This is a genomic window from Sphingomonas sp. A2-49 (genome assembly GCF_025548555.1).
Classification (GTDB): domain Bacteria; phylum Pseudomonadota; class Alphaproteobacteria; order Sphingomonadales; family Sphingomonadaceae; genus Sphingomonas.
The window spans coordinates 243788-260391 of the sequence record NZ_JAJLPA010000001.1 but is presented as its reverse complement, the minus strand read 5'-3'; the positions used below and the strand labels follow the sequence as shown (position 1 = coordinate 260391).

Sequence of the window (16604 nt, the reverse complement as noted above, 5' to 3'; positions counted from 1 at the left end):
GATTGCGGGCGCCGGGTCAAGCGCCGTATCGCAAACCGATGGTCGCCTTCCCCTCCCGCCGTGCGGTGCTCGCAGGCCTCGCCACCGTGCCGCTGCTGTCCGCGGGGGTGCTGCGCGCCGCCGAACCGGACCTGTCCGCGCTGCGCGACATGACCGGCGGGACGGCGCCGATCGGGCCGGACGAACGGGCCCGGCGGCTGGCGCGCGCGCAGGAGCTGATGCGGGCCGCGGGCCTCGGCGCGGTGCTGATCGAACCGGGGTCGTCGATGCGCTATTTCACCGGCGTCGCCTGGAGCCGCAGCGAGCGCCCGACGCTCGCGGTCCTGCCGCGCGAGGGCGCGCCGCTGATCGTCACGCCGTTCTTCGAGGAACCCTCGGTGCGCCAGACGCTCGCGATCCCCGCCGAGGTGCGCGTGTGGCAGGAGGACGGCAACGCGCTGGCGCGGGTCGCCGACTGGCTGAAGGAACGCCGGCTCGCGACGTTGCCGATCGGTATCGAGGAAACGACCCGGGTGTTCATCCCCGCCGACCTCGCCCGCGTCGCGCCCGACGCGCGACAGGTGAGCGCCAATCCCGTCGTCCGCGGCTGCCGGATGATAAAGACGCCTGCTGAGCTGGCGCTGATGCAGGTCGCGACCGACGTGACGATCGCCGCCTATCGCTGGCTCGCGTCGCGGATCGAGGGGGGCATGACCGGAGCGGAAATCGGCGCGCTGATGAACGCCGCTACCCGCAAACTGGGCGGCGATCCCGAATTCGCGCTCGCGCTGGTCGGCCCCGCCGCCGCGCTGCCGCACGGCAGCCGCGAGGTGCAGCGAATCGCGGCGGGCCAGATCCTGCTGATGGATTGCGGCTGCGCGGTGCAGGGCTATCAGTCCGACGTCTCGCGCACCTGGGTGCCGAAGGGCGCGGCGACCGCCGAACAGCGCCGCGTCTGGGACCAGGTCGCGCGGGGGCAGCAGCTGGCCTTTTCCGCCGCGCGCGCCGGCGCGACCGCCGGCAGCGTCGACGATGCCGTCCGCGCCTTCTATACCGGGCTCGGCTATGGTCCCGACTATCGCCTGCCCGGCCTGTCGCACCGTACCGGCCATGGCATCGGCCTCGACGGCCACGAGCCCGTCAACCTCGTCCGCGGCGAGACGACGCGACTGGCGCCCGGCATGTGCTTTTCCGACGAACCGGGACTGTACCTGCCCGGCCGGTTCGGCGTGCGGCTGGAGGATTGCTTCCACGTGACCGCCGACGGCCCGCGTTGGTTCAGCACGCCGCCGGTGTCGATCGACGCGCCGCTGGGATGAAGGCCGCGCTCGCCGAAGCCGGCTTCGTGCGCTGGCCGGGCGTGCTGGACGCCGAGGCGTGCGACGATCTGCGCGCGCTGTTCGATTCGCACGCGAACGACCGGCCGGGCGTGCGGATCGACCCCGCCGACTGCGCCACCCTTGCCGCGTATCGCGCGGTCGCGCCGACATTGCGGGCGTTGCTGGGGCCGCGGGCGCGACCGGTGCGGGCGCTGCTGTTCGAGAAGCGGGACGGCATCAACTGGGCGCTCGGCTGGCATCAGGATCGCACGATCGAGGTGGTGGAGCGGGTCGACGTTCCCGATTATGGTCCGTGGACGGTAAAGCAGGGGCGCATCCATGTCGCGCCGCCGATCGGCCTGCTGGCCGCGATGCTGACCGTGCGCCTCCACCTCGATCCCGTGCCCTGCGACAATGCACCGCTGCTGGTGGCGCCTGGATCGCACCGGCTGGGCCTCGTCGCCGAAAACGCGATCGATGCCGTCGTGGCGCGCTGCGGCACCGCGACCTGTCTGGCGGAGGCGGGACAGGCGTGGATCTATGCGACGCCGATCCTGCACGCTTCCGCGCGTTCTACGTCGGGAGGGCGGCGGCGCGTATTGCAGTTCGACGTCGCCGCCTGCGATCTGCCGGGCGGGTTGCGCTGGGCGGCGGATGCGCGGGAAAGGGCGCTTGAGGGTAGGCCCGCTTCCGCCTAAGTCGCTACGCCTATGACCTCGACCAACGACATCCGCCGCGGCTTCCTCGACTATTTCGCCTCGCAGGGCCATGCCATCGTCCCGTCGGCGCCGCTGGTGCCGCAGAACGACCCGACGCTGATGTTCGTCAACGCCGGCATGGTGCCGTTCAAGAACGTCTTCACCGGGCTGGAAAGCCGTCCCTATGTCACCGCGACCAGCAGCCAGAAGTCGGTTCGCGCTGGTGGCAAGCACAACGATCTCGACAATGTCGGCTATACGGCGCGGCACCACACCTTCTTCGAGATGCTCGGCAATTTCTCGTTCGGCGACTATTTCAAGGAACAGGCGATCCACCATGCGTGGACGCTGCTGACCGACGTCTGGGGCATTTCGGCGGACAGGCTGACCGCGACCGTCTACCATACCGACGACGAGGCGTTCGGGCTGTGGACGCAATACCTGCCCGAAGAGCGGATCATCCGCATCCCCACCAAGGACAATTTCTGGGCGATGGGCGACAGCGGCCCGTGCGGGCCGTGTTCCGAGATCTTCTACGACCATGGCGACCATATCCCGGGCGGCCCGCCGGGCAGCCCCGACGAGGACGGCGACCGCTTCGTCGAGATCTGGAATCTCGTCTTCATGCAATATGAGCAAGACGCCAATGAGATCGTCGGCGAGCTGCCCAAGAAGTCGATCGACACCGGCATGGGGCTGGAGCGGATCGCCGCGGTGCTGCAGGGCGTCCACGACAATTACGACACCGACACGTTCAAGGCGCTGATCGCCGCCTCGACCTCGCTGACCGGCACCGATGCCGAGGGGCCGCGGCGCGCGTCGCACCGCGTCATCGCGGACCACCTGCGGTCGTCGGGGTTCCTCGTCGCGGACGGCGTGCTGCCGGCCAACGAAGGCCGCGGCTATGTGCTGCGCCGGATCATGCGGCGCGCGATGCGCCACGCGCACCTGCTGGGCGCGAAGGAGCCGTTGATGCATCGGCTGGTGCCGGCGCTGGTCGCCGAGATGGGCGCGGCCTATCCCGAGCTGGTGCGTGCCCAGCCGCTGATCGAGGCGACGCTGCGCCAGGAAGAGACGCAGTTCCGCAAGACGCTCGACAAGGGGCTGAAGCTGCTCGACGAGGCGACCGCCGGCATGGCGGACGGTGCGACGCTGGCGGGTGAGACCGCGTTCCGCCTCTACGACACGTTCGGCTTTCCCTACGACCTGACCGAGGATGCGCTGCGCGAGCGCGGACTGACCGTCGATCGCGCCGGCTTCGACGCGGCGATGGCCGAACAGAAGCGCGCGGCACGGGCGGCGTGGAAGGGATCGGGTGCGAAAGCATCGGACGACCTGTGGTTCGACATCGCCGAGGAGACGGGCTCGACCGAATTCATCGGCTATGGCGCCGACACCGGCGAGGCCGAGGTGGTCGCGCTGGTCAGGGACGGCGTGCGGGTCGATCAGGCCGTGGCGGGCGATAGCGTGGCGGTGATCGTCAACCAGACGCCGTTTTACGGGGAAAGCGGCGGCCAGGTCGGCGATACCGGCACGATCGCGACCGATGCCGGCCTGCGCGCGACGGTGACGGAGACGTCGAAGCAGCTGGGCCGGGTGTTCGTCCATCATGCGACGATCGACACCGGCGCGCTGACGGTCGGCGATGCGGTGAAGCTGCGGATCGATGTCGCCCGTCGTGGCCAGATCCGCGCCAATCATTCCGCAACTCACCTGCTGCACGAGGCACTGCGCGAGCGGCTCGGCACGCATGTCGCGCAGAAGGGGTCGCTGGTCGCGCCCGAGCGGCTCCGCTTCGACGTATCGCACCCGGTGGCGATGACCGCGGAGGAACTCGCGCATGCCGAGGCGGCGGTCAATGCGCAGATCCGCGGCAACGGCCGTGTGACGACGCGGCTGATGACCCCCGACGAGGCGATCGCGGAGGGCGCGATGGCGCTGTTCGGCGAGAAATACGGCGACGAGGTCCGCGTGGTGTCGATGGGGACCGGGGATGGCGGCAAGACCTATTCGGTCGAGCTGTGCGGCGGCACGCACGTCGATGCGCTCGGCGACATCGGCCTGTTCAAGGTCGTCGGTGAGGGCGCCGTGTCATCGGGCGTCCGCCGGGTCGAGGCGCTGACCGGCGAGGCGGCGCGTGCCTATCTCAACGGCCGCGACGAGCGGCTGCGCGAGGCCGCCACGGCGCTGAAGACGACGCCGGACGAGGTGCCGGCGCGGGTCGCCGCCCTGCTCGACGACCGGCGGCGGCTCGAACGCGAGCTGGCCGAGGCGAAGAAGGCGCTGGCGATGGGCGGCGGCGCCGGCGGTCCGGCAGCGGGTCCGGAACAGGTCGGCGGCGTCGCCTTCATCGGCCAGGTGCTCGACGGATTCGAGGCCAAGGGCCTGCGCGGCGCGGTCGACGACGCCAAGCAGCGCCTCGGCGGTTCGGGCGTCGCGGTGATGGTGGCGGTCAATGACGGGCGCGCGTCCGTCGCGGTCGGCGTAACCGACGATCTGGTGGGGCGCGTCAACGCGGTGGACCTGCTGCGCAAGGCGGTTGCGGTACTGGGCGGGCAGGGCGGCGGCGGTCGTCCCGATATGGCACAGGGCGGCGGCCCGGATGGCGCAAGGGCGGCGGACGCCGTCGACGCGATCCGCTCGGCGCTGGCGGGTGCCGACGCCGGGGCGTGATCTACGGCGCGGTTTGTAAGGCCGGGGTCGTCATGTCGGGTTGCCACACACGGGGGCGGTGAAGCTGTGCCCGCGCTTGGGATCCAATCGGCGACGGTGCCCGCGATACGATCTGGAGCTGGCAAGACCCGTCGATCCGTCATTGCGAGCGTAGCGAAGCTACCCCGAGTCGGACCACGACGCCCTGGGTAGCTTCGCTACGCTCGCAACGACGGACGGCTCGGTCATCCTTGGCGACGATGAATAATCATACACGCCCGGATCGGAGCGCCGCATCTGGCGGTAAACGGTGCCGGGCCTCACCGCGCACGTCACGTTCGCCCGATCATGCCCCGATCATTCCAGCCCGGGGCGGCGTCACGCCCATTGCACGCGCCATATCAGCCCCGCGCGCCTTCATTCAAACCGTTTGGGGGGAGGCGACCGACCTCCCCCCATGACCTCACTTCGCGGGGGCGCTCGCTGCGGCCCCGGCGGTCGCGGCGGCGAGCTGGTCGGCGGTGATGCCGACGATCACCTTGCCGCTGGCGTCCGCGCTGAAGCCCGCGATGGGCAGCTTCACATCGCCCTTGGCGGTGGTCAGCGTCACGAACTGCGCGTCGGCCGACTTGATCGTTCCGAGCGCGGCGCCGTTCAGCCCGCTCACCGCCGTCCCGGGGGTCAGCTTCGCCTTCACCGCGGCCTGCGCATCGGCCTGCGACCGGGCAACTGCGGCGTCGAGGTCGGCCTTGGTCATCGCCATCGCGAAGCCCTTGTCGGTCTTGCCGATCGAGGTGGGGGGCAGCGGAACCTGCGCGGTGCCGGTGTTGAGGATCACCGCCTGCGGCGTGATGCTGGCGACGGTGCCGAGCGCGACGCCCGCGCTGTCGTAGATCGTCGCGCCGACCGTCGGGGCGGCGGCCGTTGCGGTCGCGCCGGCGGGGGCGGCAGGCTGGGCTTGCTGTGCCAGAGCCGCGGCGGGCGCCATCATCAGGCTGCCGATCGTCAGGGCCAGGGTACGCATCGAAACTTCTCCATCTTCTGTCGTTGTGACATAGTAACGATGGGGTTTGCGATGCGGTTCCGCCCGCCATTCTCGGCGAGCGGAGCCCCCGCCGGGATCAACCGGTGACGGGTAAACGGACCGTCCCGTCCTCGCCACGCTCCAGCGGAGAATAGGCGACGAGCGTTTCCAGCGGCAATGGGCCATAGAGGTGCGGGAACAGCTGTCCACCGCGCGACTCTTCCCATTTCACCGACGCATCGAAGCTGCCGAGGTCGACCGCGGCGACGTAAAGCCCGTCCTGTCCCGCAAAATGCTTGTCTACCGTTTCGGTCAACTGCGCCGCAGTCGACAGATGGATATAGCCATCCGCCAGGTCGACGGGGGCGCCCGCGAAACTGCCGTCGCGCTCCAGCATCGCCATCTGGTCTGCGGTCAGCACCTTGTAGGCGGTCGTCGGACGGCCGGTCATGCGTCGTCCTCGCCATCCGCCGGCCCGTCCATCGTCTGCGGGCCGGTGCCGTCGTCGACGATCAGCTGGTCCTCCGCCGGTGCGTCGGGGGTGGCGTCCAGCTCGTCCGCGACGATCGCTTCCGCCGCGTTCTCGGGTTCCTCCTCCTCGTCGATCCGCGCCGCGGAGACGACGTGCTCGTCCTTCGCGACGCTGAACAGCGTGACGCCCTGCGTGTTGCGGCCGGTGACGCGGACGTCGCCGACCGACATGCGGATCAGTTTCGCCTGGTCGGTGACGAGCATCAGCTGCTCTCCCGAATGCGCCGGGAAGCTCGCCACGACCGGGCCGTTGCGACCGGCCGAGACGATGTTGGTGATCCCCTGGCCGCCGCGATTGGTGCGGCGATATTCATAGGCGGAGGTGCGCTTGCCATAACCGTTCTGGGTGACGGTGAGGATGAACTCCTCCGCCGCCTCGAATTCCGCCATCCGTTCGGGGGCGAGCGCCGCCTCGCGTTCGCCTTCCTTCCAGGCGGCGGCCTTGAGATACTGCTCGCGCTCGTCGGTCGTCGCCGCGAAACCGCGCAGGATCGACAGGCTGATGACCTCGTCGTCGCCGATCAGGCTAACGCCGCGGACCCCGGTCGAGGTCCGGCTCTGGAATTCGCGCACGTCGGTCGCGGCGAAGCGGATCGCCTTGCCGTTGCGCGTCGCGAGCAGCACGTCGTCGGTTTCGGTCAGCACCGCGACGCCGATCAATTTGTCGTCGCTGCCCTCGTCGAAGCGCATCGCCAGCTTGCCGTTGGTGGGAATGTTGGCGAAGGCGTCCATCGCGTTGCGGCGCACCGTGCCGTTCGCGGTCGCGAACATGACGTGCAGGTCGCCCCAGCGCGTCTCGTCCTCGGGCAGCGGCAGGACGGTGGAGATCGTCTCCCCCTCCGCCAGCGGCAGCAGGTTTATCATCGGCCGCCCGCGTGTCGCCGGGCCACCTTCGGGCAGGCGCCAGACCTTCTTGCGATAGACCTTGCCGTGGTTGCTGAAGAACAGCACCGGCGTGTGGGTCGAGGTGACGAAGAGCGAGGTGATCGCATCCTCTTCCTTCGTCGCCATGCCCGCGCGGCCCTTGCCGCCGCGCTTCTGCGCGCGGAAGGCGTCCAGCGGCGTCCGCTTGATATAGCCCTGCACGGTGACGGTGACGACCATCTCCTCGCGCTCGATCAGGTCCTCGTCGTCGATGCCGTCCGCGGCCGCGGCGATTTCGGTCCGGCGCGGCGTGGCGAAGATCGCGCGGACGTCGACCAGTTCCTCGCGCATCACCTCGTACAGTCGCGCGCGATTGCCCAGGATCTCCAGCAACGCGGCGATCGAATCGGCAAGGCCCTTCAGCTCGTCGCCGATCTCGTCGCGGCCGAGCGCGGTCAGCCGATGGAGGCGCAGGTCGAGGATCGCGCGGACCTGCGTGTCCGACAGGCGATAGCCGTCGCCGGCCTGCGTGCCCTCGACCGCCTCGACGAGGCTCAGATAGGGCGCGATCTCGGCGATCGGCCATTCGCGAGACAGCAGGGCGGCACGCGCCTCGGCCGGGCTGCCCGATCCGCGGATGATCCGCACCACCTCGTCGAGATTGGTGACCGCGATCACCAGCCCGAGCAGGATATGGGCACGGTCGCGCGCCTTGTTGAGTTCGAACTTCGACCGGCGGGTGATGACCTGTTCGCGGAACTGGACGAACGCCTGGATGATGTCCTTGAGGTTCAGCGTCTCGGGCCGGCCGCCACGGATCGCCAGCATGTTGGCCGGGAAGGACCCCTGCGCCGGCGTGTGCCGCCACAGCTGGTTGAGCACCACCTCCGGCGTCGCATCGCGCTTCAGGTCGATGACGATCCGCACGCCTTCGCGGTTCGATTCGTCGCGGATGTCGCTGACGCCCTCGATCCGCTTGTCCTTCGCCGCCTCGGCGATCTTCTCGACCAGCGCGTTCTTGCCCTGCTGGAACGGGATCGCGGTCAGCACGATCGAGCGGCGATCGCCGCGGCTTTCCTCGACGATGTGTCGCGATCGCACGATGATCGAGCCGCGGCCGGTGTGATAGGCGGACCGCGCGCCCGCCTTGCCGAGGATGATCGCGCCGGTCGGGAAATCGGGACCGGGCACGATCTCGATCAGTTCGTCGAGCGTGATCTCGGCGTTGTCGATATAGGCGAGGCAGGCGTCGACGACCTCGCCCAGATTGTGCGGCGGAATGTTGGTCGCCATGCCCACCGCGATGCCGCCCGCACCGTTGACCAGCAGGTTGGGGAATCGCGCCGGCAGCACCTGCGGCTCGCGCTCGCTGGCGTCGTAATTCGGCTGGAAATCGACCGTGTCCTTGTCGAGATCCTCCATCAGGTAATTGGCGGCGCGGGCGAGGCGCGCCTCGGTGTAGCGCATCGCCGCGGGCGGATCGGGATCCATCGAGCCGAAGTTGCCCTGGCCGTCGATCAGCGGCAGCCGCATCGACCAGTCCTGCGTCATCCGCGCGAGGGCGTCGTAGATCGCGGTGTCGCCGTGCGGGTGGTACTTACCGATCACGTCACCGACGATGCGCGCGGACTTGCGATACGGCCGGTTGAACAGGAAACCGTTTTCCTGCGCGGAAAACAGGATGCGGCGATGCACCGGCTTCAGCCCGTCGCGCACGTCGGGCAGCGCCCGGGCGACGATCACGCTCATCGCATAGTCGAGATAGCTCGACTTCATCTCGTCGACGATCGAGATCGTCGCCCCGCCGTCGGTATGGGGAGAGGGTTCGGCGAGGGTGGTCTCGTCGGCCAAGGCTATACGCTTTCGGATTGTTACAGATGTGTGCCGATCTTGTAGGCACGTCCGCACCGAAAGTCACGCGCGCGTGCACCCGTGAGCGCACGCGCGCGGCGCGTTCAGACGCCCGGCGGCGTCACTTCTTGCAGGCGGCCTTGGCGGCGTTGCCCGCCTTGCCGCAATCGTAGGTGACGGTCTTGCCGGTGCTCGTCTTGGTGGTCACCATCCGCCCCTTGGCGGCGGTGGTGGTGCGCGTCGTCGTCCGCGTCGCCGTGGTCGGCTTGCCGATCGCCGGCCTGGTCGTCGTCGTCGTGCGGCTGGTCGCGGTCACCTTGGCGGACGTCGCCTGCCCGCCGGTGGCGAGCGCGGCGGATCCGCAGCACAGCGTGGCGGCGGCGAACAGGGCGAGGGGCAGGGATCGGGTCATGGCATCGTCTCCACCGGCGGACGCGTGGAACCGCGTCGTCGTCGTGTCGGGAAAATGCGCGCGGATCGCTGACGCCGCAATGGCCGGATCATGACGTTTCCGTCATCTTCGGTCAGGGAGCGACCTCTTTCCCCTCGAAATCGAACAGCTTGCCGCTGTCCGGCGCGCCCAGACCGTCGAGTACGTCGAGCAGCTGCGACGCCGCGCGGTCGGGCGTGAACAGCGTGCCGGGACGCACGTTGCCCTGGAACGGCCGCGACAGGGCGGTATCGACGGTGCCGGGGTGCAGGCCGACGACGATCGACCGGTCGTTCCGCCGCCGCTCCTCGATGCTCAGCGTCCGCACCAGCTGGTTGAGCGCCGCCTTCGCCATGCGATAGCCGTACCAGCCACCCAGCCGGTTGTCCGAGATGCTGCCGATCCGTGCCGACAGGACCGCGAACACCGTCCGCCCCTGCCGCGGCATCAGCGGGAGCAGGTGGCGGGCGACCATCGCCGGTCCGATCGCATTGACCGCCATCGTCCGGGCGAGCCATGCCGCGTCGAGCTCGCGATGGCTCTTTTCGGGGCCGTGCGTCGCATCGTGCAGCATGCCCGTCGCCACGATCACCAGCGCGGGCGGCGGGCCGGCGGCGATCCGTGCCGCCGCGGCGGCGATGCTCGCCTCGTCCTCGATATCGATCCGGTCCGTGCCCGCCCGCGACAGGCGGTGGACCATGTCGAACGTGCCCTCGTCCTCGATCGCGTCCGCGAGCGCCGCACCGATCCCGCCCGAGCTGCCGATGATGACCGCGGCGGTCATCGGCTGAACCGCCACTGGTCGTCGGTGCTGGCATCGGCGTCGAAGGCGTAACCGGCGCTGTCGAACCCCTGCATCGCGGCGATGTCGGTGATGCGATGCTCGATCATCCAGCGGGCCATCATGCCGCGCGCCTTCTTCGCGTGAAAGCTGACGAAGCGGTCGCCGTCGCGGAAATCGACCGCGACGACGCGGATGTCCGCCGGCAGGCGACCGGCGACCGCGGCCCAATATTCCTGGCTGGCGAGGTTCAGGACCACGCCGCTGCCGTCCGCGACGACGTCCTGCGTCAGCGCCGCCGCGATCCGGTCGCCCCACCAGTCGGTCAGCGCCTTGCGCCGCGGCGCCCAGCGCGTGCCCATTTCCAGCCGATAGGGTCGCATCCGGTCGAACGGCCGCAACAGGCCGTAGAGGCCCGACAGCATGCGCAGATGGTCCTGCGCGAAGGGCAGCGCCTCCGCCTCCAGCGTCGCGGCATCGAGGCCGGTGTAGACGTCGCCCGCGAAGGCGAACAGCGCCGGGCGTTCCGGCGCATCCGCGAAGTCGCGGAACCGGTCGGCGTTCAGCTTGGCCAGCGCGGGCGAGATATGCATCAGCTCCGACAGCCTTTGCTGCGTCAGGTGCGACGCCGCGGCGGCGAGCGTCGCGGCCTCGTCCGCGAACCGCGGCGCGGTGGCGGTGAGCGCGGGCAGGGGGGACTCATAGTCCAGCGTCTTGGCGGGGGAGATAACGGCGATCATCGTCGCCGCCGGTAGCGGTCCGGCGGCCCGCGTTCAATCGCCGTTCAGCGGCGGATCGGCATCGCCACCGCCGTCGTTTGCCGCCGGCGTCGCTTGTACGGTCGGGGACGGACCGTTAGAGCGCCGCGAACGTTAGCGGCAGCGATGCCCCCAACTTGTTGGAGAGAGAGTTAGCATGAAGACCCTTTCGAAGCTTGCGCTCGCCGCCGTGCTCGCCACCGGCGTGAGCGGCCTGGCGATCGTCGCCCCCGCGGCCGCCAAGGACAAGAAGGAAGAGCAGGCGGCGCCGGGCTTCAAGCTCAGCAAGCCCGTGCAGGCGATCGCCTATCAGGCGCAGCAGGCGATCACCGCCCGCACCCCCGCCACCGCCGAGCCGCTGGTCGCGCAGATCGAGGCGCAGGCGACGACCGACGACGACAAATATATCGCCGCCGCGCTCCGCTACGACCTGGAAAACACCAAGCTGGCGATCGCGCAGGCCGCCAACCCCAAGGCGCCGCTCGACGAGACGGTGCTGGCGAAGCCGCTCGACGCATTGCTCGCGGCCAAGAACACACCCGCGGCGGACCGCGGCAAATACCTGTTTCGCCGTGGCCAGCTCGCCTATAACGGCGGCCAGTATCCGGTCGCGACGCAATATTTCACGCAGGCGAAGCAGGCCGGCTACAACAGCCCCGATTTCGACCTCCAACTCGCCAAGGTGAAGGTGCAGGCGGGCGACACCGCCGGCGGCCTGGCCGATCTCGACCGCTACATCACCGCGCAGAAGGCGGCGGGCCAGCCGGTGCCGGAGGCCTATTACCGCTTCGGCATCGCGACCGCGAACAACAAGAAGATGGCGCCCGAAACGCTGGCGTGGATGCAGAAGTACGTCGCCGCCTATCCGACGCCCAAGGTGTGGCGTGACGTGATCCTGCAGTTCGCCTTCGCGCAGAACAGCCTCGCGACGCCCGACAAGGCGCAGAACGTTGATCTGTACCGCCTGATGCGGGCGGCGGGCGCGATGCCCGACCAGGCGATGTACGAGGATTACGCCAAGAGCGTCTACGACCGCGGCAACCCGTACGAGGCGGCGGCGGTGCTGAAGGAAGGCATGGCGTCCGGCAGGATCCCGGCGTCGAGCACCTTTTCGAAGGGGCTGCTGACCGCGGCGAACGGCGCGATCAAGACCGAAGGATCGCTTGCGGGCAGCGAGAAGCAGGCGCTTGCCGCCAAGGACGGCAAGATCGCCGCATCGACCGGCGATGCGTATCTCGGCCAGAACAACTATGCCAAGGCCGCCGAACTGTATCGCGCGGCGCTGAGCAAGGGCGGCGTCGATGCGAACGAGGTGAACACGCGCCTCGGCATCGCGCTCGCGCGGTCGGGCGACAAGGCCGGGGCGCAGGCCGCATTCGGCGCCGTGACGGGCAACCCCCGCGCAGGCATCGCGGCACTGTGGACCACCTGGACCCAGGTCGGTTCGAACGCCGCACCCGCGGCCTGAGCCCACTTCCGAAGCGCGAACAGGCCGGTCCCGCGAGGGGCCGCCCTGTTCCGTTCGGGATCCCCGACGTGCGCCTGGGGATCAGTCGATCGTGACCGGAATCCCGGACGTGGCCTTCGCAGTCCGGATCGTCAGCGACGTCTTGACGCTCGCGACGTTCGGCGCGGGGGTCAGATGCGTCGTCAGGATTTCCTGGAAGCTCTTGAGGTCGCTGGCGACGATCTTGAGGATGAAGTCGATCTCGCCGTTCAGCATGTGACATTCGCGGATTTCGGCGATACCGGCGACATGCGCCTCGAACGCGGCGAGATCGTGTTCGGCCTGGCTGCGCAACGAAACCATCGCGAACACGGTGATCGGAAAGCCCAGGCTGGCGGCGTCGAGATCGGCGTGATAGCCGCGGATGACGCCAGCCTCTTCCAGCGCGCGCACGCGGCGCAGGCACGGCGGCGCGGTCAGGCCGACCCGCTCGGCGAGTTCGACGTTGGTCATCCGGCCGTCCTGCTGCAGGTGGGCGAGGATCTGGCGGTCGATCCGGTCGAAAGACATTGCGTAAAGCTCTCCGAAAACAGGCCGTTCAGCGTGGCACCTCCGTCCTACTCATAAGAAAATTGCGGTGCAACGCAATTGTCCCACAATGCGACGATCGGGAATGTGTCCCGAAATCGCCTGTTCCCCGCGGGAGTCGCCACCGGTAAGGAATCCTCGCGCCGCTTCGGTAGCGGGCGCTGTCCTGGAGTGACCGTGCGTTTCGATGATAGCCTGAAGACGGTCCTGTCGGCCGACATGAACTCCGGGTTCGGCGCGCAGTCGGCCTGGCGTCAGCTCGTCGACCTGATGGGACGCGGGCGGATCGGCGACGACGAACCCTCGCTGGCGCGGCTGCGCCTGCTCCGCCAGGCGGTGCCGGTCGAGGTGCGCGCCGCAAGCGCGCGCGCGCTCGCCTTCGCAAGCCCACCCGCCGCGCTCGTCGGGCTGTTCGCCGAGGACGATCTGGCCGTGTCCGCGCCGGTGCTCCGCACCGCGCGGCTGACCGGGGCGGAATGGACCGCGCTGCTGCCGCGCCTGAAGCCCGAAAGCCGCGCCGTGCTGCGCCATCGACGCGACCTTCCGGCCGATGTCGAGCGCGGACTGGCGAGCTTCGGCCCGTCCGATTTCGTCCTGCCCTACGACGCACCCGTTGCGGATGCGCCGCTGGCGGCGAACGATGCGGCGCCTCCCGTCGTGGCCGCTCCTGCAAGCCCCGTCCCGTTCATGGCGCCGCCGCCGCCGCTTGCGACGGCCGACATGCCCGCCCCGCGCGTCTTCCCCGACGAGGCGCCGCCCGAGCCCGTCGCCGGTGCCGAAGGCGGGTTCCAGATCGCCGACCTCGTCGCGCGTATCGACGCCTTCCAGCGGCAGCGCGGTCCGGCGGACGCGGCGCCGCGGACCGCCCGCACGCCCGCCGAGCCGGTCGGCAGCTTCCGGTTCGACACGGACAGCCGCGGCGTGATCTGCGCGGTCGACGGCGTATCGCGCGGCGCACTGATCGGCGCATCGCTGGCACTCGGCGCACCGCAGGGCGCGGTCCGCGTCGACGCGGTCATGACCGGCGCGCTGCGCCAGCGGCAGCGCTTTGCGGGTGCGCGGCTCGACATCGGCGGCCAGTCCGACGCCGCGGGGGCGTGGCGGGTCGCCGGCACGCCGCAGTTCGATCCGGCCACCGGCCGCTTCACCGGCTATGCCGCGACCGCGCGCCGCCCGCGGAGCGACGAGGAGGCGACCCCGGTGCCGGGCCGCGTCGCGCCCGATTCGCTGCGCCAGCTCGTCCACGAACTGCGCACCCCGACCAATGCGATCGCCGGGTTCGCCGAGCTGATCGAGGCGCAGCTGCTCGGCCCGGTCGCGCCCGTCTATCGCGACCACGCGCTGACGATCCGCGATTCCGCACTGAAGCTGCTCGGCGCGATCGATGATCTCGACACCGCGGCGCGGATCGAGGGCAAGGCGCTCGACCTGCGCCCGACACCGGTCGCCATCCAGCCGATGCTCGAACGGATCGCGCAGGATCTCGCGCCGCTGGCCGCGTTGCGTGGCACGGCGCTCGATATCCACCCGATGGGGGACCACGCCGCCTTCACCGACGATCGCACGCTGGAGCGCCTGCTGTCGCGACTGCTCGCGGCGCTGACCGCCGCCGCGGCATCGGGCGAGCGGATCGACATCGCCGAGGCGCCCGCGCCGGACGGACAGGTCGCCTTGTGCTTCGCACGACCGTCCGCGCTCGGTACGGGGGGCGAGGAGGCGCTGCTGAGCATCGACAGCGACGTCGTCGATGCCGAGGGCGCGCCGCTGCTCGGCACCGGCTTCGCGCTGCGGCTGGCACGCAATCTCGCGGCCGAACTGGGCGGGGAATTGCTGTTCGGCGAGCATCTCTTGACACTGCGGCTGCCCGCCGCGCTAGATGACAGGGTGGGGCAGGCGACCAACTGAACGTGCGGCGCGACGGCATCGAACCCTATCGGATGCCCGTGCCCCCGTCCGGCGACATCGTGCGATGGCCGGCATCGTTCGGACGCCGCTTCGTCGTCTTCATGGACGTGGAGGAGGAATTCGACTGGTCGGCGCCGCTCGACCGGCGCCACCGCTCGGTGTCGACGATCGCCGCCTTGCCCTCCGCTCACGCCCGCTTCGCGGCGCATGGCGTCGGGCTTGCCTGCATGATCGATCATCCCGTCGCGAGCGACGCCGCGGCCGTCGACATCCTGCGCGCGGTGCTGGCCGACGGCCGCTCGACCCTGGGGGCACAGCTGCACCCGTGGGTAACGCCGCCCTATGCCGCGGCGGCGCCGGGCGACAGCTACGCCGGCAACCTGCCCCGCGGACTGGAAGCCGCGAAGCTCGACACGCTGACCGACCTGTTGCGCGTGGCGTTCGGACGCACGCCGGTCGCCTATCGCGCCGGACGCTACGGCATCGGGGCGGCGACGCGCGACCTGTTGGTCGACCGCGGCTACCGGATCGATACGTCGGTCCGCGCCCGCTACGACTATCGCGCCGATGGCGGTCCCGATTTCTCCGCGATCGGCAATGCCGCCTATCGCACGGGCGGGCTGCTGGAAATTCCGCTGACGACGGTTTTCGCAGGGCGGCTGCGGCGGCATGGATCGGCGTTGTACCCCGTGGCGGCGCGCGTTCCGCGCACGCCCGGCCTGCTCGCCCGCAGCGGCCTGTTGCGTCGCATCGCGCTGACGCCCGAGGACATGCCGATCGCCGACGCGCTCGAGGCGGTCCGGATCGCGGTGGGGGAGGAGGACCTGCGGCTGCTCGCCTTCTCGTTCCACTCGCCGTCGCTGGTGCCCGGGCACACGCCCTATGTCAGGGACGCGGCCGACCTGTCGCGCTTCTGGCAATGGTGGGATCGGATGTTCGACCTGCTCGCCCGGCTCGGCATGACCGCCGCTAGCCTCGAAGACCTACTCCGCGCTGCCGGCTGACCGGAACCGACGATGGTCGGGGAGACAGGATTCGAACCTGCGACCCCCTGGTCCCAAACCAGGTGCGCTACCAGCCTGCGCCACTCCCCGACATGTCCGGCGACGGACGGCACCGCCCGGGTGCCCCGATCGTACGGACGTCGGCGGCTGTAGAGGCGTCGTCGCGTCGTGGCAACCCGCTGCGACGGAGGATCGGGGAATTGGTGGGCCCGGCAGGACTCGAACCCGCAACCTAGCCGTTATGAGCGGCCAGCTCTAACCATTGAGCTACAGGCCCCACCGTGCTGCGCTCGCTAGCGCAACGCTGCCCAAAGAAAAAGACGGACAACGAAAAAGGGCGCCTCCCCACGGGAAAGCGCCCTTTCGAGATCGTGCAACAGCATGATCGGCGCGCCGGGCGAACCCGGCGCAGCGCGATTACATGTTGTCGGCCTTCTCCTCGGCTGCGTCACGGACGTTGTCCGCCGCCGAGTTGATGTTGTCGGCCGCGTTCTCGAGCACGGCTTCGGCCGTCGCGTTCGAGGTGTTGTCAGCCATGGCGTCCATGTTGTCCGCCTGCATTTCCATGTTGTCCGCCAGCATGTCCGCGTTGTTCTCAACGGCGGCGGCTTCAGGCGACTTCGAGCAGGCAGCGACGGACATCAGGCCGGCGGCAGCGAGAACGAAAGCGATCTTCTTCATTCGAATGCTCCCAAGCAAAGCAAAAATCGCGGCCGGCCCGATCGCCGTCGCGAGACAGCCCAAATACCGCACGACTCCCCCCGGTCAATCAC

Annotated in this window: 14 protein-coding genes and 2 tRNA genes; 6 read left to right on the top strand and 10 right to left on the bottom strand. The window is 69.6% G+C overall.

Translation table 11 applies throughout. The annotated features are described in order from the left end of the window. The first annotated feature begins 38 nt into the window (after positions 1-38). From LPN01_RS01230 to alaS, 3 genes are read left to right on the top strand one after another with little or no spacing between them, the layout of a single operon-like run. Positions 39-1298, top strand: coding sequence for a M24 family metallopeptidase (locus LPN01_RS01230; protein WP_262826537.1), 1260 nt, complete (start codon positions 39-41; stop codon positions 1296-1298). Continuing rightward, complete coding sequence (locus LPN01_RS01225; protein ID WP_262826536.1) at positions 1295-1996, top strand: phytanoyl-CoA dioxygenase family protein; 702 nt, start codon at positions 1295-1297, stop codon at positions 1994-1996. Before LPN01_RS01230 ends, LPN01_RS01225 begins: the two co-directional genes overlap by 4 nt. Positions 1997-2008: 12 nt before the next feature. Beyond that, positions 2009-4669, top strand: a complete 2661-nt coding sequence (gene alaS / locus LPN01_RS01220; protein WP_262826535.1) for an alanine--tRNA ligase — start codon at positions 2009-2011, stop codon at positions 4667-4669. A 442-nt stretch (positions 4670-5111) separates the two neighbouring features. Here the strand turns inward: alaS and LPN01_RS01215 are convergent, their stop codons facing one another. The 6 genes from LPN01_RS01215 to yaaA all read right to left on the bottom strand — a co-directional run bounded on the left by LPN01_RS01215 (position 5112) and on the right by yaaA (position 10869). Further along, positions 5112-5672, bottom strand: a complete 561-nt coding sequence (locus tag LPN01_RS01215) for a hypothetical protein (protein ID WP_262826534.1) — start codon at positions 5670-5672, stop codon at positions 5112-5114. Positions 5673-5769: 97 nt separating this feature from the next. Further along, complete coding sequence (locus LPN01_RS01210) at positions 5770-6123, bottom strand: DUF952 domain-containing protein (RefSeq protein WP_262826533.1); 354 nt, start codon at positions 6121-6123, stop codon at positions 5770-5772. Continuing rightward, positions 6120-8918, bottom strand: a complete 2799-nt coding sequence (gyrA, locus tag LPN01_RS01205; RefSeq protein ID WP_262826532.1) for a DNA gyrase subunit A — start codon at positions 8916-8918, stop codon at positions 6120-6122. The genes LPN01_RS01210 and gyrA overlap by 4 nt, the downstream gene beginning before the upstream one ends. 121 nt (positions 8919-9039) lie before the next feature. Further along, complete coding sequence (locus tag LPN01_RS01200) at positions 9040-9330, bottom strand: hypothetical protein (protein WP_262826531.1); 291 nt, start codon at positions 9328-9330, stop codon at positions 9040-9042. Between the two features lie 112 nt (positions 9331-9442). Beyond that, entirely contained in the window at positions 9443-10132 is a 690-nt protein-coding gene (locus LPN01_RS01195) for an SDR family oxidoreductase (RefSeq protein ID WP_262826530.1), read from the bottom strand. Next, entirely contained in the window at positions 10129-10869 is a 741-nt protein-coding gene (yaaA, locus tag LPN01_RS01190) for a peroxide stress protein YaaA (RefSeq protein WP_262826529.1), read from the bottom strand. The genes LPN01_RS01195 and yaaA overlap by 4 nt, the downstream gene beginning before the upstream one ends. A 175-nt stretch (positions 10870-11044) precedes the next feature. Here yaaA and LPN01_RS01185 point away from each other — a divergent pair, with 175 nt between their 5' ends. Then, the gene (locus LPN01_RS01185) at positions 11045-12355 is read left to right on the top strand and encodes a tetratricopeptide repeat protein (protein ID WP_262826528.1); all 1311 of its coding nucleotides are present in this window, start codon (positions 11045-11047) and stop codon (positions 12353-12355) included. 81 nt (positions 12356-12436) lie between these two features. On the opposite strand, the gene LPN01_RS01180 is transcribed toward LPN01_RS01185, so the two are convergent. Further along, the gene (locus tag LPN01_RS01180; protein WP_262826527.1) at positions 12437-12904 is read right to left on the bottom strand and encodes an Lrp/AsnC family transcriptional regulator; all 468 of its coding nucleotides are present in this window, start codon (positions 12902-12904) and stop codon (positions 12437-12439) included. A gap of 195 nt (positions 12905-13099) precedes the next feature. Between LPN01_RS01180 and LPN01_RS01175 the strand changes: the two genes are divergently transcribed. Next, positions 13100-14827: a histidine kinase dimerization/phospho-acceptor domain-containing protein gene (locus tag LPN01_RS01175; protein WP_316746448.1), complete on the top strand. Its 1728-nt coding sequence runs from the start codon at positions 13100-13102 to the stop codon at positions 14825-14827. Between the two features lie 32 nt (positions 14828-14859). Further along, positions 14860-15831, top strand: coding sequence for a polysaccharide deacetylase family protein (locus tag LPN01_RS01170; RefSeq protein WP_262826525.1), 972 nt, complete (start codon positions 14860-14862; stop codon positions 15829-15831). Positions 15832-15844: 13 nt separating this feature from the next. On the opposite strand, the gene LPN01_RS01165 is transcribed toward LPN01_RS01170, so the two are convergent. The 3 genes from LPN01_RS01165 to LPN01_RS01155 form a co-directional block, all read right to left on the bottom strand. Continuing rightward, positions 15845-15921 (bottom strand) — tRNA-Pro (locus LPN01_RS01165). 111 nt (positions 15922-16032) lie between these two features. Then, positions 16033-16108, bottom strand: a tRNA-Ile gene (locus LPN01_RS01160). Between the two features lie 140 nt (positions 16109-16248). After that, positions 16249-16512, bottom strand: a complete 264-nt coding sequence (locus tag LPN01_RS01155; RefSeq protein WP_262826524.1) for a hypothetical protein — start codon at positions 16510-16512, stop codon at positions 16249-16251. Between the last annotated feature and the right edge of the window lie 92 nt (positions 16513-16604).